General features: G+C 53.8%; 18 protein-coding genes. 10 read left to right on the top strand and 8 right to left on the bottom strand.

Annotated elements, in window-relative coordinates; all coding sequences use genetic code 11:
- Positions 1 to 9 precede the first annotated feature (9 nt).
- Positions 10 to 696, top strand: coding sequence for a methyltransferase (locus JMI88_RS19160; RefSeq protein ID WP_201363540.1), 687 nt, complete (start codon positions 10 to 12; stop codon positions 694 to 696).
- Between the two features lie 86 nt (positions 697 to 782).
- On the opposite strand, the gene JMI88_RS19155 is transcribed toward JMI88_RS19160, so the two are convergent.
- Both JMI88_RS19155 and JMI88_RS19150 read right to left on the bottom strand, forming a co-directional pair.
- Positions 783 to 1859, bottom strand: coding sequence for a hypothetical protein (locus tag JMI88_RS19155; RefSeq protein ID WP_201363539.1), 1077 nt, complete (start codon positions 1857 to 1859; stop codon positions 783 to 785).
- A 260-nt stretch (positions 1860 to 2119) separates the two neighbouring features.
- Positions 2120 to 2986 carry an LOG family protein gene (locus JMI88_RS19150; protein WP_236022971.1) on the bottom strand — a complete coding sequence of 289 codons (867 nt, stop codon included), beginning with the start codon at positions 2984 to 2986 and terminating at the stop codon, positions 2120 to 2122.
- Positions 2987 to 3440: 454 nt separating this feature from the next.
- Here JMI88_RS19150 and JMI88_RS19145 point away from each other — a divergent pair, with 454 nt between their 5' ends.
- Entirely contained in the window at positions 3441 to 3929 is a 489-nt protein-coding gene (locus tag JMI88_RS19145) for a heme-degrading domain-containing protein (RefSeq protein WP_236022970.1), read from the top strand.
- Here JMI88_RS19145 and JMI88_RS19140 read toward each other — a convergent pair.
- Both JMI88_RS19140 and JMI88_RS19135 read right to left on the bottom strand, forming a co-directional pair.
- Entirely contained in the window at positions 3919 to 4242 is a 324-nt protein-coding gene (locus JMI88_RS19140) for a hypothetical protein (RefSeq protein WP_201363537.1), read from the bottom strand. The genes JMI88_RS19145 and JMI88_RS19140 overlap by 11 nt on opposite strands.
- A 308-nt stretch (positions 4243 to 4550) precedes the next feature.
- Positions 4551 to 5318, bottom strand: a complete 768-nt coding sequence (locus JMI88_RS19135) for a hypothetical protein (protein WP_201363536.1) — start codon at positions 5316 to 5318, stop codon at positions 4551 to 4553.
- A gap of 559 nt (positions 5319 to 5877) precedes the next feature.
- Here JMI88_RS19135 and JMI88_RS19130 point away from each other — a divergent pair.
- Positions 5878 to 6864 carry a threonine ammonia-lyase gene (locus JMI88_RS19130; protein ID WP_201363535.1) on the top strand — a complete coding sequence of 329 codons (987 nt, stop codon included), beginning with the start codon at positions 5878 to 5880 and terminating at the stop codon, positions 6862 to 6864.
- A 296-nt stretch (positions 6865 to 7160) separates the two neighbouring features.
- Here the strand turns inward: JMI88_RS19130 and JMI88_RS19125 are convergent, their stop codons facing one another.
- A complete protein-coding gene (locus JMI88_RS19125) occupies positions 7161 to 8036 on the bottom strand; it encodes a sigma-70 family RNA polymerase sigma factor (protein ID WP_201363534.1) in 876 nt (291 codons plus the stop codon).
- Between the two features lie 144 nt (positions 8037 to 8180).
- Here JMI88_RS19125 and JMI88_RS19120 point away from each other — a divergent pair, with 144 nt between their 5' ends.
- The 3 genes from JMI88_RS19120 (at position 8181) to JMI88_RS19110 (ending at position 9619) form a co-directional block, all read left to right on the top strand.
- Positions 8181 to 8480: a hypothetical protein gene (locus tag JMI88_RS19120; protein WP_007910063.1), complete on the top strand. Its 300-nt coding sequence runs from the start codon at positions 8181 to 8183 to the stop codon at positions 8478 to 8480.
- Positions 8481 to 8567: 87 nt separating this feature from the next.
- A complete protein-coding gene (locus JMI88_RS19115; protein ID WP_201363533.1) occupies positions 8568 to 8912 on the top strand; it encodes a hypothetical protein in 345 nt (114 codons plus the stop codon).
- A 125-nt stretch (positions 8913 to 9037) separates the two neighbouring features.
- Positions 9038 to 9619, top strand: a complete 582-nt coding sequence (locus JMI88_RS19110; RefSeq protein WP_201363532.1) for a GNAT family N-acetyltransferase — start codon at positions 9038 to 9040, stop codon at positions 9617 to 9619.
- 6 nt (positions 9620 to 9625) lie between these two features.
- Here the strand turns inward: JMI88_RS19110 and JMI88_RS19105 are convergent, their stop codons facing one another.
- Together JMI88_RS19105 and JMI88_RS19100 are read right to left on the bottom strand one after the other, a co-directional pair.
- A complete protein-coding gene (locus JMI88_RS19105) occupies positions 9626 to 10858 on the bottom strand; it encodes an ATP-grasp domain-containing protein (protein ID WP_236022969.1) in 1233 nt (410 codons plus the stop codon).
- 202 nt (positions 10859 to 11060) lie between these two features.
- The gene (locus JMI88_RS19100) at positions 11061 to 11450 is read right to left on the bottom strand and encodes a hypothetical protein (protein WP_201363530.1); all 390 of its coding nucleotides are present in this window, start codon (positions 11448 to 11450) and stop codon (positions 11061 to 11063) included.
- Between the two features lie 568 nt (positions 11451 to 12018).
- Between JMI88_RS19100 and JMI88_RS19095 the strand changes: the two genes are divergently transcribed.
- A complete protein-coding gene (locus JMI88_RS19095) occupies positions 12019 to 12546 on the top strand; it encodes a hypothetical protein (protein ID WP_201363529.1) in 528 nt (175 codons plus the stop codon).
- A 741-nt stretch (positions 12547 to 13287) separates the two neighbouring features.
- Here the strand turns inward: JMI88_RS19095 and JMI88_RS19090 are convergent.
- On the bottom strand, positions 13288 to 13800 hold the full coding sequence (locus JMI88_RS19090; protein ID WP_201363528.1) for a transposase: 513 nt from the start codon (positions 13798 to 13800) through the stop codon (positions 13288 to 13290).
- Between the two features lie 754 nt (positions 13801 to 14554).
- Here JMI88_RS19090 and JMI88_RS19085 point away from each other — a divergent pair.
- From JMI88_RS19085 to JMI88_RS19075, 3 genes are read left to right on the top strand one after another with little or no spacing between them, the layout of a single operon-like run.
- The gene (locus JMI88_RS19085) at positions 14555 to 17065 is read left to right on the top strand and encodes a baseplate J/gp47 family protein (protein WP_201363527.1); all 2511 of its coding nucleotides are present in this window, start codon (positions 14555 to 14557) and stop codon (positions 17063 to 17065) included.
- Positions 17066 to 17074: 9 nt separating this feature from the next.
- Complete coding sequence (locus tag JMI88_RS19080) at positions 17075 to 17665, top strand: serine/threonine-protein kinase (RefSeq protein WP_201363526.1); 591 nt, start codon at positions 17075 to 17077, stop codon at positions 17663 to 17665.
- A complete protein-coding gene (locus JMI88_RS19075; RefSeq protein WP_201363525.1) occupies positions 17662 to 19482 on the top strand; it encodes a serine/threonine protein kinase in 1821 nt (606 codons plus the stop codon). The genes JMI88_RS19080 and JMI88_RS19075 overlap by 4 nt, the downstream gene beginning before the upstream one ends.
- The last annotated feature ends 16 nt before the right edge of the window (positions 19483 to 19498 follow it).

The raw sequence follows: 19498 nt of genomic DNA, 5'->3' as shown, positions 1-19498 counted from the left end.
TCACTGGTATTGGCGGTCGCGTGGGGAAGCCTTCTCAGCGCGGTCAGGACTGGTGCTCCTGCCTACCATGAGATTTTCGGTCGGCCCTTCTGGGAGGATCTAGAAGCTCATCCCGATATCGAAGCAAGCTTTGACGCTCTTATAGGGCCGCCAGGACATGGTAATCCCGATCCAGAGGTACTTGTCACGGGAGGCTGGGAGGAGATCAAGACGGTGGTGGATGTCGGGGGCGGGACGGGGGCATTGCTCGCGGAGATTCTGCGTGTTCGGCCTGAGATCGAGGGCATACTGGTCGATCTTCCCCGGACAGTGGCCCGCGCGAATGCGATCATGCAAGCGGCTGGCGTGGGTGAACGGGTCAGGTTAGTCGGGCAGAGTTTCTTTGATCCGCTGCCAGCTGGTGCCGATCTTTATCTCCTAAAGTCTATCCTTAGCGACTGGCCCGACCGTGAAGCAAAACTGATCTTGAGCCGCTGTGCCCAGGCAGCATGCCCCAACAACGGTCGCATTGTGCTTCTGAACGGCGTGTCGTCAGATGAGAAAGCTGACCCCGAGTTGCTGATGATGGTCCTGGTGGGGGGCAAGGAACGCACGCTCACGGAGTTTGAAACGCTGGCTAAAGAGGCTTCGCTCAAGGTTCAGGCCACCGGGTGGCTCCCGTCTGGCCGCTTCGCCGTCGAGTGCCGTCCGGTGTGATGTCTTTGCCCTGCCAATTGCTGATCGATTCCGAAAAACTCCATCACATCAGTGATGGAGTTTCGTTGGCTCTTGATAAAATCGACTTAGTCGGCGGCGATCTCTTCCTCTTCGGCCATGTGGTAGCCAAAGAGGGTGCTGATAAAGTAATGGTCGGCGTTGGCAAAGTTATAGAAGACGTTGTTCTCGATGACGTCGAAGCGATGCAACGGGACAAGCAAGCCTTCGGAGTTGATGAAGAAATCACGGTAAAATTGATGGTCCAGTTTGCGTTCACCCCACTTGCTGCCGGTGGTGACGTCGATGGCGTCGATGGCGGAGTTGACGACATGGCCGGCCAGCCTGGTGAAGGAGTTCTTTTCTTCCAAAAACTCTTGCTGGATGCTATGCGGCAGGTTGGCGGTCACGTTGATCTCGGCTGTAGCCTCCTTGACCCCCTCGCCCAGACCCTGCTTCAAGAATTCGACGCGGTCCATTTGCCAGCGTGTGCCAATGAAGCCACGTGTGTTGCCGTCGCCGCTGAAGGTCACCAGACCTTTTAAGCCCACATGCGCTTTGCCGTCCTGCTGGCCCAGGTCCTTTTGAATCAGTTGCTCGACTCCGTGCCTGGTCTCTACGGCCTGCAGGCGACTGATCTGTGTGCTGACCGGCGTCAGGCCCAGATCATAGTGAAAACCAGTCGTTTCCAGGTAGATCTTCTCGCCGCCTGGTAGCCCAAAATCATAGCTCGTGTTCAATGCCACCCGTTGATTGCGGCGCATCAACTTGCGTTCAACCATAGAGAGGTGGATAGCGCTACGCAAGCGGATCGCCAGATCCCGAGAGGACACGATATATTGGTCCATCCCATCGCGGACCTGGCCGTTGGTCTCTTCGGGACCATAGCGGAAAATGGTAATCTCATCACCAAAGACGTCTTCAAGCAGCCTGGTCATACCGACGCTCTGCTTGTTGATGGCGCCTGCTTCCTGCAAATGCATGGTAAACGGTACACCGTTGCGGTGCACACGCTGGCGCATGGCCTTCAAAATGTTTACAGTCGGGATGTCGCCCCGCAATAGTTGGCCGGCATTCCCAGAAAACACCATCAACGCTGGTGTGCTCTCAGTTGGATGTTCAATTGTTAATATTCGACCCTTATTTTCCGGACTATATAGTAGCATGAAAGAAAACCTTTTTAGCTTTATTAATCATATACGGCAAGAATCTCGGTCCACATAGCTATTTCCGGATCAGGCTCTTGTCTGCTTCAAATAGTGTGCTTTCTTGCATATCAACACGGGAGACTCTATATAAGAGTACGGTTGACCTGCGCAAATGGTTGAAATCATGTTCCTTTTTTTGTGCTACACCTGAGACAGCATAAAAATGCAACCTGCTCAAGTCGCAGGTTGCTTGGATGTTGGTGGCGCGGCCCATACAGTTAGCGGATTGAGGTCTCACGGCTAGAGTCAACTTTTTCAAGCTGGCTATTGCGCTGATAGGCATCACAGACCAGCATGCAAATCTCGGCGGGATCATCAGAGACCAGTAGCAGGTCCAGGTCTTTCGGCGAGATGTTTTCGACGCCGAGCATGGTTGTGCGCAGCCAGTCCATTAAACCGCCCCAATACTCGGACCCATAGAGGATAATCGGGAAGTTGCTGACTTTTTTGGTCTGGATCAGCGTGAGCGCTTCAAACAGCTCATCCATGGTGCCGAAGCCACCAGGAAAGATGATGAAGGCGCTGGAATATTTCATGAACAGCGTCTTGCGCACAAAAAAGTAGCGAAAGTCCAGTGAGATGTCCAGGTAGGGATTGGATGCTTGCTCAAATGGTAGCTCGATATTACAGCCAATTGACAGGTTTCCACCCTCCTGAGCACCCTTATTGGCGGCCTCCATGATACCAGGTCCTCCGCCTGTGATGACCCCAAAACCGGCCTGGGCTAGCAGGCGCGCGGTCTCGGTAGCGGCGGCATAGGACGGATCGCTGGCCTTTGTACGGGCAGAACCAAAAATGGCGATCGAGGGAGGAATATGGGCTAAAACGTCAAAACCGTTGACGAACTCGCTCATAATACGGAACACTCGCCAGGGATCTGTCATCGTATAATCAAAGTTCAGCGCACGCTCAAAGGCATGCTCCTCCTCTTTGATACGCTCACGCGGAACGGGTTGATTCGGGCTGACCAGTGGCTGCGTCGGACGGCTGAGCAGTCTCTCATCATCAGTCACGGCCCCCTTTTGGCGCAAAGCCTTATAACGCTCTGTCGCTGTCTTGTCTCGGTGATTACCCGATCCGTTCATCTTGGTGTTCCTATTTCTCATAATAAAAACGCTCTTCTGTCTATTGATAGCATTAAAAATTGTCTGAGGCCGGCCTTCCAGGAGGTAAATGCATCTCCTAAAACCATAATAACAGCCATGGTTGAGCCGTAGTGACGCAGGTCGCTGGCATCAAGCGGCGCCTCCAATTAACTTTTGCCGTTCCTGAATAATACCCACAATAACAAATCCAGTATAGCACGAAGCGTTGTTCGCAACTACCAAAGGTGTGTTAAATGTTGGTAAATGTTTTTTTAACCAGCCACGATGCAGGACTCTATGGCTATACGAATTCTCATGGCTCGTGCCAGACTGCACATATACTACGAGCAAACCTTCTTTCATGTTGCAAAACTCAGCCCATTTTCTACCGATGTACTTACATGTGTTATACTCGAACCGGTTACAATTTCGCTGAAATGAGGGCAACATAACGATGAGTAACGATGATATGCTGTTAAAAGAGCTGCTCCAGCAAGAGGAGGAGCTGCAATTTACGCGCTTCTCCAATGATATGGCGCTGGAGCTCGGTCTGGCCCTTCTCAAGGAGGCACGCACCCGCAGCAAGCCGGTGGCTATCGATATTATGCGCCATGGCCTGCAACTCTTCCATTTCGCCATGGAGGGGACTGCCATCGACAATGGCGAATGGATTCGCCGCAAGAACAATGTGGTGCAGCGCTTTGGCCATAGCTCCTTTTTTGTGGGCCGCTCGCTCAAGCAGGCGGACAAAACAATTGAGGAAAAATATTTGATTTCCTCTCAGGAATACGCAGCCCATGGCGGTGCTTTTCCGCTGCTCATTCGCGGCGTAGGCGTCGTTGGTACCGTAACGGTTTCTGGATTGCCACAACAAGAGGATCACGAGCTGGTAGTCGGTGTGCTAAGACAATTTCTGGCGACGAAGAATACAACTACAGTGTAAATTCAATACTGATACGTGGTAGGCGCAGTTGCGCTGCGGTGTGGGCCCAGAGCCGAATCGCCTGCGCGACAATCTCATTATCTCGGGGGGATTGCAAGCCTTCCCGCTGCGAGAGGCGCCTCGCCATAATCTGAATGCGCCAGATCCCATTCATGCGCTTGAGACTGGTCGGCAGTCCCATACGGAGCAGGGAGGCCAATCGAGGCGATTGACGATTAATAATGAAAAGAATATCGGGCCACTGTTCAACTAAAATGGAAACGAATTGTTCGGAAAATTCATCATAATGTACACGTTGTTGCTTTTGCTCCACAGAACTCTCCTCGTTTCACCTAAATTAAGCCGGACGTATCCTTAGTATAACACATCAAAATATAGGGCGTAAATATAAACTCTATATCTGTATTTTTGCAGAGGTAATTATCATATAGAAACGCAAGATATAATCAATTTATCCCTTGTAAATGATATTCACCCGCCCGTAGGTTCGGCCCTCGCGGCCGATTGGAGCCGTCAGGCGACCCCGTTCCCGGCCCGTTCGCCCCCCCCAATGCATATAAATGCATATATTTATAGATATCAGAATCCAGATACCAGGATCGTGGCTCTCTGGCATCCCTCTTAGAATCCCAGCAGGACGTGCATAAATAATAGCAGCCAAACGACCAGGCGCAACAGGGATAGCAAGGCTATCAGCAGTGATAAATAGAGGCCGGCATAGGCCCGGCCTTTCCAGCTATACTGTTGTTGGTTCACAATAACGCAGACACTGCCGCCCAATGCTATCAGAAGGCTGGCACAGACGAGCCAGAGGTTGATGCTCGGAAAAAATAGGGAGAGCACAAGGGCGATAGCGCTAATGCCGCCTGTGAGCAGGCTCATGATAGTCATACTCTGCCGGTGATGCGTTGCTACTGGCACCGGATCCTTTGTCAGTCGCATGCAGCGCAATGCTCCATGCCCTCCGAGCGCGCCCAGCAGGGAGCCCAACGCAATCAAGAATAGCCACAGCAGCGGTAAGCCATAAAGCAAGGTGAACTCAATGCTCCAGGCCTTGACAGAAGTTTGACGAGCGTTAAAAAGCGGTTCATGATAGCGATAGAGGAGGTAGACAATCACCATAATACTCATCATGGCATCCACGGCACCTACCCAGAAACCAGCCGCCATACCAGTTACCGCGTCGGCCGTGGCATTGGTACTTAGTATACCTATCCCAAACACTCCCAACATCCACAATACTACCATCAAAATCATCCAGGCCAGCAAATATGGCCACGGCACACAGACCGCCAGCAGGAACGCCACACAACCAGTACCTAACCCAAACAAGGCACCATAGCGAAAAGCAATATACCCGGTCGTCACATGTCGGACAGGAGCATGCACAAGCTATCCCTCAACTTTTCCGTCTTAAAGAAATCTCCCACTTTTATGCATCCCTCCTTCTCAATACTTATTAAGTAAATACGCAAAAAAATCTTTTTTCATCACAAAAACCTGATCAATATTCACCAAAATCTCTACACGCACCCCCATAGGTTCGGGCCTCGCGCCCGATACATTTCATTTATGAGAACATCGAAGAACCAAACGCACCAAGAAAAAAGAAACACAATGCGTAGGTGCTGGGCTTGCCCCAGCACCTACGCATTGTGTTTCTTTTGCTTGATTGCTTTTGCTTATACATTGCGTTCCTAAATGAAATGTATTGGACCTTGCGCCCGATTTCTCTCTTGAAGCTCGGATGCGCATGCGCCCATCCGCAAAAGGACGACGCTTGCAGATATGGCCTTGGTTCGGATACGATACATAGGTATTTGCGCTTTGTTTATTATAGTTTAAAAAAATCAAAAATTTGTAAAACAAGGCTAGCAGGGGCTCGCCCCTGCTAGCCTCTCCTCCCGCTACAGGCGAGTGAGGCTGTGAAATGAGATGATGAGGTACTATGATGCTTGCTTCTTATCCTTCGGCACCTGAGTTGACTGATGCTTATGTGGAGCAGGTCTGGCAGTCGTTGCCGGCTTTTGTGCGCCCGACGTTGTTTGTGCCGGCGCCGCGCCTGTCGGCCGAGCTAGGCTGCGAGGTGACCATTGCCAGTGAGTCGCTGCAATATACGGGAAGTTTTAAGTTTCGGGCGGCCTATAATCTGCTCGCCAGCGTGCCACAGACACATATCGTGACGGCTTCGTCGGGCAATTTTGGGCAGGCGGTGGCCTACGCCTGCCAGTTGCTGGGCAAGTCGTGTACAGTGGTGATGCCATCTACCTCGGCGCAGGTGAAAATCGCGGCGGTACAGTCCTATGGGGGGATCGCCGATCTGATCGATGTACAGCAGATCAGCCGGGCGGCACGCGTGGCCCAGCTGCTGGAACAGTATCCCGATGCCTTCTGGGCTCAGGCCTATGATGATTATCGGGTGGTAGCTGGCAATTCTACCCTGGGAAAAGAAATCCTGGCGGTCGGCCATTTCGATACAATCGTGGTGCCGGTCGGAGGTGGTGGCTTGAGCTCGGGCATCGTGGTGGCTCGCGATCATCTGCAGGCCGCGACCGAGATCGTGGGTGCGGAGCCGCTGCCCGGCAATGATGCTGCCCGCTCGCTACAGGCGGGACGCCTGATAAAAAATGAGGCCGAACCGGCGACAATAGCCGATGGGGCCCGCACCATCAGCCTGGGACAGATCAACTGGGAGGTACTGCAGCATGGCCTGGCCGAGATCATTGGGGTGCCCGATGTCCGGACCCTGGCGGCTTTAAACCATTATTTTCTTTACGAAAACCTGAAGGTAGAGCCGACCGGTGCCCTGTCCCTGGGAGCCCTGCTGACCCGGCCAGAGCGCTTCAAAGGGAAACGCGTCTGCTGCATTGTCAGCGGCGGCAACGTTGATCCGGCCGTCTACGCCCGCGCCATCACCACCGACCCCTTAACGTAGTTTCGGAGCTTGTCTCCGATTGGCCCTACCATTGGTAGGGCCCTGTATCCCCATGGCAGGCTCCTTGATCACGACAACAGCATAGCAATTCACCCTCCCCTACACGAATGGCTATCACAAAGAAGTTTTCCAATGGTTCTGGAGCGGAGCAAGATTCCACCACTCGGTCTTCATCTACAGGCTTGATCGCATCAAAGGGAATGCGGCCCCCTTGTGTTCCGTCTGTTGCTCGAGAGAGTACTGGCGAGACTGCCGAACAGGTATTCAGGTATGTGCGAAAGACGGACAGCGGCTTGTCAGTCGTCGAGGACCGCAAGGTGCAATCGGCGCAGGCGTGCAGGATCGGAAATTGCAGTGATCGCGGTGATCTTGCCTCCCTTGATTGAGAGATCGAGGATGCTGAGCAGCCGCCCGTACGGGGCCACGACGACTCCCACTGAGCCATTCACCAGAGCTGGTTGTGTTGCCTGGGCACGTCCCACAAACTGTTTCGCCACAACCGCTGCACCATGAAGCTCTCCTGGTACGCCCGCAGGCACGGACATTTGATCGCGCCGGAGCATCACATCTGGATCGAGCACGGCAAGCAGCGCGTCGAAGTTCCCTTCGCGCGCGGCGGTGAGAAAGGCTTCGGCCACTTCTCGGCTGGCGGCCAGGTCTGCATCCTGCATGGGTGCTCTTGCTCGCATCCGGCGGCGTGCACGGCTGGCGAGCTGCCTGGCCGCGGCCTCTGAGCGCTCCACGATAGGCGCGATCTCGTCGAAGGGCACAGCGAAGATGTCGTGCAGGACGAAGGCGAGGCGCTCGGCGGGAGCAAGCGTATCGAGCACCACCAGCAGCGCCAGACCTACCGAATCGGCCAATTCCATCTCTTGCTCCGGGTCGATCTCTCTTTCACCGCCCGTCACTGCTTGAGGCACCGACGCTTCCAGGGACTCCTCACCCCGTGCGTGACGAGCACGGAGCATATCGAGGCACACCCGTGCGACTACTGTCATCAACCATGCGCCCAGGTTCGCGATGCGGCTAGGATCGGAGCCGCTGAGACGCAGCCAGGACTCCTGCACGGCATCGTCCACCTCGTCGAGCCGACCCAGCAGCCGATAGGCCACTGCCCGCAGGTGGGGGCGCTCGGCCTCGAAGCGCTGCGCTAACCAGGTATATTCGTCCATCGGTCACATTCCTTTGTTTTGTTTCGTCGAAGTAATGACGAAGGAAACCCAGCCGATGTGACAGGGGAGACGCACTCCCCGATGATCCGCCGGCCAGAGGATACGTACAACGAACCAGGTGTAAAAGTGAAAGGAAATGTTCCCATGAAAGTAGCGATTTCCCATACCAAAGTGAAGCCCGACAAGCGCGCCGAAATCGATGCGGCGGGCAAGCGCGTGCTGGAGGCTCTTGAACGAGAACGGCCGCAGGGCATTCTGTATGCCGTCTGCCCGCTCCCCGACGGGGAGAACTTTGTCACTCTCCTCGTAACTGACGACGGGGTAGACAATCCTTTGTTGGCCTTGCCGGAATATCGGGCGTTCGCAGAGAACTTCAAGACCTGGATAGCTGAGCCGCCGACCGCCGAACAGTTGACGGCAGCCAGCTCCTATCGGTCCTTCTAAAGACCCAGGAGTCGAGGGTCTGGCGAGTATGACCGTGAGAGCAGCCTCGCTCGCCAGGTCCTCATGGTGATCGGAAGTCGACCTGCGGTGCAAGAAGACTTGGCCATCTGGGACATGCGAACGCAAATAGATGCGCTCATCGATCGTCTTCCATCGAATGCGTTAGAACGAACTATTGCTCTTCCTGATGGTGTGTGGAGCTGGTTGAAGCGGATGGGATGCATCGCTGGTGCACACTCTACGCCTCAACCCGATGGCACCCTGCTCTGTCCCGCTGGTACTCCTCTGTATCCGCAAGGACAGCGTCCCGAACGCGATGGCAGTCTGCGTGTGGTCTATGCGGCCCGAATCGCGGGCATTGCTATTGCTGTTTCGCTTCGGGAGGAGCGTCAGGGCTACGGAGCAGCTACGAATGTACGATGTTGTATGTGAGAAGGTGAGCAACTTATCCCTTGCCAGCGTGGATTGCCTCATGTATACTGGGCAAGCTATCTGCATTTATGAGATGGCACATATGAAGATATGCTATGAATCTGCCTGATAGGAGAAAACAGCCTGTGATACTGCGCATGCTGCAATTTTTACAGGAAGATTGTCCACAGACCGTGCGCGCACAGATCATCGCTATGATGCAGCGTGAGTGGCCGCAGGCTTTTGCAGGGAAGAGCGACGGCGAGATCGCGTGGCCCGATAATCTCGCCACGCAGCCTACTTCGTTCGTGCTGCTGGCCGACCATACCGTTATCTGCCACGTGGCGGTCCCCTGGAAGATCATTCAGCATGAGGGCGAAAGCTACAAAGTGTTTGGCCTGAACGAGGTCATGACGCGTCCCGCCTATCGTCATCAGGGTCTTGGTCTGCGTCTGGTTAAGGGGGCGGCCGACTTTATCGAACAGAGTGAGGCGGACCTGAGTATCTTCACCTGTCAACCACCACTGGTGTCGTTCTACCACCAGGGCGGCTGGGAACAGGCCAGCCACACCAACCTCATCGGTGGCACGCGTGAGAAGCCGTTTCGCAGCAATACGCTGGGACTGGCTACCATGATCCGCTTCTTTTCACCCAGGGCCCGACAACACCGTTCAGACTTTACCCGAGCGGACGTTTATCTTGAGCTGGGCGAAAATATGCTCTGGTGATTCCTCCTACTTGTTCCTGCCTGCGTTTAGAATAGGGATGCTCCGCCGGATCTCGAAGCGCAAACACTGGTGGGATTGCCGAATGGCGGCTTCGACGTCCGCTGATGTAGCGCCGCGTGCGAAGATGAATCCCAGGTAGCTAGCCCCTTCCGGTAAAGGAGTGAGCTGGTTATTGAGCTGCGCAGTAATTTCGACACCGGTGATCAAGGGAACAGCCATGGCCGCTTCGACTCCATGCACGCCTTTGAGGATACCTGCCTCTGGTATGGGGATCATCATAACGCCGGCGGCTTGTTCTTCGCGCTCCAGGGTCGCGACCTCTTCTCCGATCGCGTGGCGCAGAATAAGCTCTTCCAGGCACATGCCCGACCCAAATTCCAGAATCGTTGAGCAGAGTCCGCCAATTGAGCGGCCCGCAATCTCCAGCATCCATGGTCCTTGCTCATTGACGCGCAGTTCGGCGTGGATGGGTCCGGTACGCAGACCCAGTGCCGCGGCGGCGGTCGAGACACAATCGGCAATGGTCTGCTGCGTCTCAGTTGCTAGCCTGGAGGGCGTAACATAGATCGTTTCTTCAAAAAAAGGACCGTCCAGCGGGTCCGGCTTGTCGAACAACGTCAGGACTTTGAGCTGACCATCGGTGAGCAGTCCCTCAAGCGCGACTTCGAAGCCGGGAATGAAATCTTCGACCAGGATGGAGGTTTCGTGCTCGGAGGCTCCTTCAGAGAGCAGCAGGCGCTTGAGGCGCGCAAATGCGACCTTGAATTCAGCGGCGTTGTCGGCCCGTATCACGCCTCGGCTCCCCGAGAGTCGGCGTGGCTTGAGCACGCAGGGATAGCTGACCTGGCTGGCGATGCTGTCTGGATCTTCATGCAGCCAGAAGCTGCGAAAAATGGGACAGGGCGCGCCGCCTGCTGACATGAGCTGGCGCATCAGTAATTTGTCGCGCGCGGCTTCGCTGGCCTGCGGCGAGTTGCTAGCCAGGCCGAGGGCAAGGTTAGCATAGGCAGCCAGTTCGGTCGCACTATCATCTACCGAGAGGATGGCCGCAAACGCTTTCTCCTGCGCATATTCCACAATGGTCTGTACGGAAACCGCAATATTTGAGAAGTCCAGGCCCAGCGGCACATGCCACAACTCCGCCAGCGTTTGCGGCAGATCCAGGCCAACCACTGTGTCCAAGCCCAGTTGCTGCGCAGCCTGTACAAAAGCCCCTGCCCGATAGGTCGCTGGTGACATCAATAACAAAACTCTTTTAGCGTGCTTTTCTACAAGCATAAATACACAAATCCTCCTGCCTCTACTGACCCACATTATATCATGCATACGTGAAGCCCTGCGCTAATCCCAAGCGACCTGACATAAAAAAAAGCAGGGCCAGCGATTATGCAGGCCCTGCCGTACAACCTACAGAATGTATAAAAACCTGAGATGGCGTCGCTTAGAAATTGTGACGCTTCCATTTTTTTGCGAGCTGCACCCTGGCGCGCTTCCATTGTATCGAGACCAGGCTATTTCCAAAGTAGAGCGTAGATACAATGGCAGCCCGTGGCGGCACAAAATCTGGCGGCTCAGGTGGAAGTGGTTCGTAACCAGGATAGAGAGGCTCCTCGTCCTCGGTCTCTTCAAGACGCCCGGCCATCATGGCATTGGCTAGCACGGTAGCGCATCGTGGTACATACTCTGCCCTGTCCTCCAGCTCCCGCAGATGCTGAATACCTTTGGGTAGGATAGCCGCATGACCATCTTTGAGCTGTAGAATGTACGCACTGAAATGCTTACCATTCCCCTGCTTTATAACCTGATGTGACTCATCTTCAATGTATGCCATGCCACACACACTCCTTCAAACGAATAAAACTCTCTTATCTTATATATAAGTGCCTGTGTCAAGCTCATAACTAGAAACCTTGACGGCGCGCAACCTGCGCATCAAATGTCGGTTATCTCCTGGCTGCGCGCTCGTTTTTGCTACTATGATAGCAGCGACCTTGCCAAACAGCTTCCAGTGTCCAACCCTTCCCATGCAGGTCTGCCATCACATACAGCGACTGCATCATCCACCATCTCCTTTCGACTACAACGCCCGGGAACCAGTTACTATCTCCAATTGGCCCCGGACAGGCCATTCATATTGACATGATACAAGAATAAGACAACTTATATCAAGTAGATCATTTCATTAAAAGTTCATGAAAATTTTGAGGTTTTTTAAAATTAAAATGATACATATTGAAACATACTAGCACTCAATACCATTTTTTCATAAAGAAACGCCGGTTTCGCTACTACCAACAATATGATATTGTATACCCATCGGCCTATTACGGCATTTGCTTGTGTTAAGATATGCTTCTAGTTGAAGTAAAAAATAAAGAAAAAGCAGGTGATTGAAACGTATGTTACATATTAGCTACGAGGAACTTTTGAGGCTGGCGGTGTCCTATAAATATTCTGGCATATTTCATGCTGACATCATCATTAACGGACAACCGGGTTTCGTTGAGGTCCTTATTCAGGACGGCCAGACCTTCGATATCCTGACCTCTCCAGCTCCTCGGCAGGGCGAAAACTGGACCACGATGCTTGCCCCTCTTGGACGCCTCCACTGGAAACTCATTGCGCCCGAAACCTCTAATATCGCGGCTCGCAATGCATATCACGCCGCGCTACTTCAGGCCAATCACGCCAGCCGCCAGCTACCGGCGCGCACCCAGGAAGCCCAATTTCACGATGAAGCCATTCCGCACCAAAAAGTACAGCTCCCACCTGAGCAGATTCGTCAGATCCCCCATCGCTACCGCACCATCTACATGCTTATCGATGGGCACCGCACACCCTGGGAGATTGCCAACCTCCTCAACAAAACAATCGAAGAAACCACCCAGGCTCTCGAATTCCTCCACCAACAGGGCATCATCGCTTGAAGCGGGCCGCTCTATTTCCCTCGCCCTATGGTCGAGTCTCCCCAAACACGCAACACAACCCCTTGCCTTATGACTCGGCTTCATCAAACACCCTACGGTTTGATCATGCCCCCGGCATGCTCGCCGTCCACACGCGCACGCCTCATAAACACGATACGTATCCCCCATCATGTGGTCCGGTATCAATAAACACGATACGTATCCCCTGTAGGCGGCATAGAATTGCGGCTTTCTTAACACGTTTATCACACGAAACGAAGCAATTCGGCCTTGTGCATGCCGCCCTGCTGGCGTACGCAATGTTCCTAAAAATCGTTTGTAATATGGCACATTGAAAATGTGGTAGCGAGCATTTCTTACGCGAAGAGGGCGGCACACGCAAAGCCGCCCTGCTGGCGTACGCAATGTTCCTAAAAATCGTTTGTAATATGGCACATTGAAAATGTGGTAGCGAGCATTTCTTACGCGAAGAGAGCGGCACACGCAAGGCCGCACTGCTGCGTTTACATGGAGTAGGCGTGATTAAATAGCCGCAGTGCTGTGCCGCCTACAAGGGTTACGTTTCGTGTTTAAGAGGCATGCTCGCCGTTCATACGCGCATGCCGGGGGCATGATCAAACCGTAGCGTGTTTATTGATACCGGGCCACATAATGCTGGTTGCGTTGCGTGTTTATGGATGCCTCGTGGTGTGGCATGTGATTCTGCTCTGGTCCTTTTATGTTGGGCCGGACCATGTATTTTTACGTTGGTTTGTTTTTCTTACGGGCGTTGATTTTCTTTCGTTTAGCCTTAAAGACGGCCGGGTTATTCAAGATGTATGCCGTTTGCGCGTCGAAGTCTCGTTGGTCTCTGATAATGTGGTCGTAGAAACGTTTTTGCCATAATTTCATCGGGTAGTGTCCGTTGCATTCTTTAACGTAGGCGTACCATGCGTTTGAGACGATGGATTTATAGCCACCAATGATTTCGATAACGCTTTTGACTTCTGGCTGATTGCTCTCAATTATCAAGATGCAATGGAGGTGGTTATGCATAATCATGATGACGCCGGGAATAATGCCTATATAATGCTGTTGGAGATTCTTCCATTCTTTATATAAAATGGCTCGCAAGACGGGATGCTGAAATAGCCAGCGCCGTTTCCATGCGCATATGGTAATCGCATAGGCTCCGGGTTGGCGGTAATCGTAATCGGCCAGGTGTAACGTTTTCGCTCGCTGCATTTCAGCATTATTATTGTTGAGGTTTTCCACAATTCCTCCCTTATCTATCTTCCCCTTCATTTTTCGCTTTCATAAAAACGATACAGTGTGGCTTGTCGAATGCGGAAACTTTCTGGCTTTGTTGTGTGGGGAGGTCGTTAGTTTTTGGGGTGTGGTTTGCAGGAAGGGATGCGTTCTTCCTTGCCTTTCTCCTATAACAATGAAATAATTGCTTATGTTCTATATAGTTACTTCAAATGAACGTGAGCGGCAAATCAGTTGCGGCAGCTAAATCATTGCTCAAACAACAAATTGGGATCGCCAATGTGTTTATTCATATGCAGGGGGATAGTTCAAGCGCTTTACCAGTTAATCCAAACCAGATAAGTATCCAAATTCAAGTTATCCAGAACTTGCTACCAATCAAAGCATAAACCGTTGATACTGAATGCTTGACGAACTACCCTCATTCTTGAGATAAATAAGATAGCAAATCTTTTATCCTGAAAAGGATAACAATCATAAAGGAAATTGAGAAGAAAAACGTGCGAGGATAGAGGGGCAGATCCCTATCCAATTAGGGTGAAACTTCTGCACTACATATACGACATGCCATAGCTAATCGTATAACCTGAATATACGACAAAAATAATCAGCCAGAACAACTCTAGCAACACATATTTATGAGAATACTTTAACTTTGCATAAGCAAACTTATTCTTCTCTTTCCGAATTGATTGGTATAGTGTAAAATGAACGCCATAGGCGAGGAACGCAAATTTATGGCATAGAGGGATGATGGACTATGAGACAGGGTAACGGCACGGATCTGCTGGGAATGAATGACCCTCGAAGTGCAACTATTGGTGTCATCTATGTTTCTCCCACTGACGACCGCAAAAGCGTGCTTCAGGGCATCCTGACGCAGGATAAATTAAATCGCCAACAAATTGTTATTGTTCTTCCCAATCCAAATAAAGCTTTTCAACGTCCACAGGACTTCGACGATTTAAAGAGCGTCCGACGTAAGTTGCAGCGTGAGATGATCTTTATTGCCCCCAGCGGCCCGGGGCCGGCAGAATTTGCGCGCCAGCGGCGCTTCCCTGTCTATGAGTCTCTGGAGGCTTATACACAGGCGTTGCGCGAGGGCGGCGAGGTCGAGCTTCCTGAGGAGGCACCCGCTCCTGAGAAAAAAAGTCGCTTTTTTGGTGGCCGGGGCAAATCACTTGCCACCGGGGCCGTTGCTGGCGCCGCCGCCGGAGCCGCGGCCAGTCGCATGACGCCGCACGATCCACAGTCAACCATGAAATTCGAGGAGCCAGCTGATCCGCAGACGGGCGCTCCTATCGCCAATACGCCTTCGCCACAGGTTCCTTCTACTCCTCGCATGCCAGATACACCTAATCGCGGTACGCTTGATGATGATGATGATCTGGGACCAACAACTGGTCCTGGCGTCGCCGGTGCCGCTGCCCTGGGAGCTGGAGCGGGCATGGCCGCTGATCGTATGCGCCGCCCCGCTCGCTCAACTCCGTTGTCTCACGATCTGGATGATGATGATCTGGACAATGACGCGTCATCGGATCCCTCTACGCGCAATCCTAAAGGTTCGACACAGAATCCCAACGCGACTCAGCAGGGTGGCACGGCTGCAGGGGCCAGCCCCGGCATTATCGATTTGCAGCCCGTCAATCAGCGCACACCAGGGAGCGCCAACGCGAATCGAACGCCAACGCGCAATCCGGGCCGGTCAAACGAGCCGCCAGTCATTGTGCCGACCGAACTGGATGATTCTGATGTGCCACCTCCCACCCATGGTGCGGGACGTCGGCGCTCGGGCGGCATCGGTGCAGCGGCAGGAGCAGCCGGACTGGCAGGAGCAGGCGCAGGCACGGCGGCTGCCGCTGGCAGTACCGGTTCCATCGCCGCGCAACGTCCACCCACTGGAGGACTACCACCACAGCGACCAGGCCAGCGCGGCCAGCGTCCACGCCGGGGCGCGAGCCGGCTGCTGCTACTCTTACTATTGCTCCTCCTCCTGCTGGCTATGGGCTTGATTTCCTATGGCTACATAAATCCCAGCAGCTTCCAGAGCACGATTGTCCAACCAATCTCGAACCTGCTTTCTAATGCAGGCCAGACCACGGCCGCAACTGTGACCATCACGCCGGACAGCCATGTGGTGACGGATAGCTATGTCATGCAGGCCGTGACCAATAATCCTAATCCCCAGCAGCTACAGGTCAGCCTGCATAATTTAAAGGCTACGCCCAACCCGCAGACGCGCCAGGTCACCGCCACCGGACATACTCAGACCGATCCCAAAGCAGCTACCGGAACGCTGACCTTTATTAATGGCTCCAACACATCTGTGACCATCGCCGCGAATACTCCTATCTCGGCACCCAATGGCGTTTCATATGAAGCAAATGGCTCAGTGACCGTGCCAGCAGCTAACCCTGGCGTGAACTTTGGACAAAAGACTGTCGCTGCCCATGCGCTAACGCCTGGTACGCAGGGGAACCTGGGCGCCAGTGCCTTCAAAAAGCCTTGTTGTGTAGCTGGCGTCATCACCGTAACCAATGGCAGCTTCACTGGTGGACAGGACCCGCAGAATTATACGTTTGTGCAACAGAGTGATGTGGATGCGGTGGTCAACCCGTTGATAGCGTCGCTATCGAAGCAGGCTCAGACCGATTTCAGCAAGCAACTGGCTCCCAATGAGCAGTTGATCGGGGAGCCAGATTGTACGAAGGATGTGGCTACTAACAAGGGAGAGATCGGTGATCAGGGCCATAACGTTACGTCGACGTCGGTGACGGTGTCGGCAACCTGTACTGGTATGGCTTATGATCAGAAAGGGACGCAGCAGGTGGCACAGGATCGGCTGCAGAAGAAGGCGGCCAGCGATCCCGGTACCGGATATGCCCTGGTGGGCAACGTTACGTCCCGCGTGGTCAATATTAATCGGCAGAAACAGAATATCTTCTTGCTGGTCAGTGCGCAGGGGACCTGGGTCTATCAGATTGGGGAGGCGCAGAAGGCGCAGCTGGCCCACAATCTGGCGGGCAAGAAGCTGTCGGATGCGCAGGCGTTCTTGAATGCTCAGAAGGGCTTCAAGAGTGCGACGATCAAGCTGAGTGATGATAGCACAACCTTGCCTACTGATCCAGCTCAGATTAAAATTGATGTGGTCGCGATTCCTGGCTCAAAAGGTACACCGGTAGGTAACAATCCTCCGGTCAATGGGCCGGATATCACACCGACACCATCAGGCGCGCGGGGCTTGATTTCGTTTGCTTCATTGAAAGGATAAACGTGCGTAATGCTGTCTCTTGAGGGCAAGCAGCTCGGCAACTATGATATTATCCGCCGCATTCGCGTCGGTGGGATGGGAGCCGTCTATGAAGGGCGGCAGCGCACGGCCTTCGATCGCCGTGTTGCCATTAAGGTGATCCTGGGCGATTATGCCGCTGATCCCGATATGCGGCGACGCTTCGCTCGTGAGGCCAGGACAGTCGCTCGTCTCCAGCATCCCCATATCTTGCCGTTGATCGAGTTTGGGGATGAACAGGGCATTCTGTATCTTGTGATGCCTTTTATCGAGGGTGGGACGCTCACCAGCTATTTACGCCATTATCTCCCCGGACTAGGCGAGGTGTCGGCGATGTATCAACAGTTATTGGATGCAGTCGAGTGCGCGCATGAACATAATTTAATCCATCGCGATATTAAATCCTCGAATGTGCTACTCGAGCTGCGGCGCAACATGCCTCCCTATGCTTATCTGGCCGACTTTGGCCTGGTGCGGGCGATGCGCCCGGGCGATGCCAGCCAGGTAGGCAAACCGATCCCTCTTGAGCAGGTGCCGGGTACACCACATTATATGGCCCCGAGCAAACGATGGGCATCGTGACGCATCTAACCGATATTTATGCCCTGGGTGTGCTGCTGTATCAAATGCTGACCGGTAATCTGCCCTATAATGATCCCGATGAGGTGCGAGTTATCGAGATGCATCTGCATGATCCCATTCCGTCTCCGTGCGAACATGATGCCTCGATTCCAGCCGAGCTGGATACGGTGGTGAAGACAGCAATGGCAAAACAGCCGGAGGAGCGTTATCCGACCGTGGCAGCCTTACGAACGGCCTTTCTGGCCGCGGTGCAGGGACTACCAGCACCACAGGCAATAGCGGAAGAAGTTAAGCCCGTCCGCACACTCAAGTCAACCATTCAGCTGGAACCGGAAGAGCAGCCTCCCCATCCAGCGCAGGCGTCTCCTGCTGAGCCTCGTCCTAAGAAGTATACGGGCCACTTGCGTCGTCCACCCGCTGATCCACCCCGGCCTATCATTATGCATCAGCGACCCCGTGGCGCCGATGGTCCCTCGCCAGTCGCGGTCAGCGATAAAAGCGAGCGACCAGAACAGCTCGAACGTATCACCGGCGAGCGCGCAGACAAGACTGAGCGCCCCTATTCCACAGAGCGTGGTCGTCAACGTGTGCGCATCACTGAAGAACCGTTGAGTACACCTCCGCCCAGGCAGCGCAAGCGCTTCCTCGTGCTCTTGTCCCTGGTTGCCCTACTTTTGCTGGCCATGCTCCTGGTCTCACGCGTGCTGGGAGCCAGTATCTTTCCCGCCGGCGTGCCCTTGCTTGGCGCCTCCAATACGGCGACGGTACGCATCACCCCCAAATCCAGCGCCCTGGAGAATGCTTTCTTGCTGACCGCCTCACCCCAGGTTAAGTCAACCGATCTGAATGCGCGCACTATTCCTGATCGCGTGCTCACCGTCTCGGATAGCAGCGAGACCGTCATTACGACCACCGGCGTCAATAAGACTCAGGGTCAGCAGGCCCGTGGAAACATCCTTTTTGTCAATACTTCTCTCAACCCGATTCCGATCTCAAAAAGCCTCATCCTGAATGCCAGCAATGGTGTCCAGATCCAATTGGCTCAGGATGCCACCGTTCCACCCAAGAAGGATAACCAGCCTGGCCGCATTAGCGTTCCAGCTGTCGCTGTTCAGACGGGTCAGGTGGGCAATATTGCCGCGAATGCGATCAGCGGCACCTGCTGCCGACCCACCCTCTATACCAGCAATCCAGAGCCTTTTGTGGGGGGCGTGAACGATACTACCACCCACTTCTTCTCGCAATCTGACCTGGATGGCGCTAAGAATAATCTGCTCAACAAACTCGAGCAGCAACTCAAAAGCGAACTGCAGAAGCAGCTCAAAGCGGGCGAGATCATGGCAGGCCCTGCCGACTATAAGATAATCGACGTGACCACCAATAATCCAGTTAATGCTAACGCCGACAAAGTACAGATCAGCATCAAAGCCCAGGGGCAGGTGCCGGCATATCAAAAGAGCGTCGCGGAGGCGGCGGCCCTTTCTTTGCTCAACAGCTATGCACAGAAAAAACTTGGCTCCGGCTACCAGCTACAGGGTCAGGCCACCGTCTCCGGGCCCGACAACACCGAAGCTGGCAAGGGAGGAGTAGTCTATCTTACGCTCAAAGCCCGGGGCACCTGGACCTACGTCTTCAGCGACGACCAGATCAAGAAATTACGCCTGCCCATCAAAGGAGCGACCGCCGACGTCGCCAAAACGTACCTGGCTACCCAGCCCGGCGTGGATAGCGTCGACATCCGGCTCCCATTCGGCACCGATCACCTCCCCACCAACACCGACGACATCGACATCCTCCTCACGCCCCGCACCGACTAAATTCCGGCGAGGAGAC

It is taken from the genome of Dictyobacter formicarum (assembly GCF_016587435.1).
Note: the sequence above shows the minus strand (reverse complement) of the source record. Positions and strands in the feature narration are given on the sequence as shown.

Excerpts from the sequence above, each read along its gene's own strand:
- JMI88_RS19155 (WP_201363539.1), bottom strand. The coding sequence starts at position 1,859 with ATGCTACTATATAGTCCGGAAAATAAGGGTCGAATATTAACAATTGAA.
- JMI88_RS19150 (WP_236022971.1), bottom strand. The coding sequence starts at position 2,986 with ATGAACGGATCGGGTAATCACCGAGACAAGACAGCGACAGAGCGTTAT.
- JMI88_RS19145 (WP_236022970.1), top strand. The coding sequence starts at position 3,441 with ATGAGTAACGATGATATGCTGTTAAAAGAGCTGCTCCAGCAAGAGGAG.
- JMI88_RS19130 (WP_201363535.1), top strand. The coding sequence starts at position 5,878 with ATGATGCTTGCTTCTTATCCTTCGGCACCTGAGTTGACTGATGCTTAT.
- JMI88_RS19125 (WP_201363534.1), bottom strand. The coding sequence starts at position 8,036 with ATGGACGAATATACCTGGTTAGCGCAGCGCTTCGAGGCCGAGCGCCCC.
- JMI88_RS19120 (WP_007910063.1), top strand. The coding sequence starts at position 8,181 with ATGAAAGTAGCGATTTCCCATACCAAAGTGAAGCCCGACAAGCGCGCC.
- JMI88_RS19105 (WP_236022969.1), bottom strand. The coding sequence starts at position 10,858 with ATGTCACCAGCGACCTATCGGGCAGGGGCTTTTGTACAGGCTGCGCAG.
- JMI88_RS19100 (WP_201363530.1), bottom strand. The coding sequence starts at position 11,450 with ATGGCATACATTGAAGATGAGTCACATCAGGTTATAAAGCAGGGGAAT.
- JMI88_RS19095 (WP_201363529.1), top strand. The coding sequence starts at position 12,019 with ATGTTACATATTAGCTACGAGGAACTTTTGAGGCTGGCGGTGTCCTAT.
- JMI88_RS19085 (WP_201363527.1), top strand. The coding sequence starts at position 14,555 with ATGAGACAGGGTAACGGCACGGATCTGCTGGGAATGAATGACCCTCGA.
- JMI88_RS19080 (WP_201363526.1), top strand. The coding sequence starts at position 17,075 with ATGCTGTCTCTTGAGGGCAAGCAGCTCGGCAACTATGATATTATCCGC.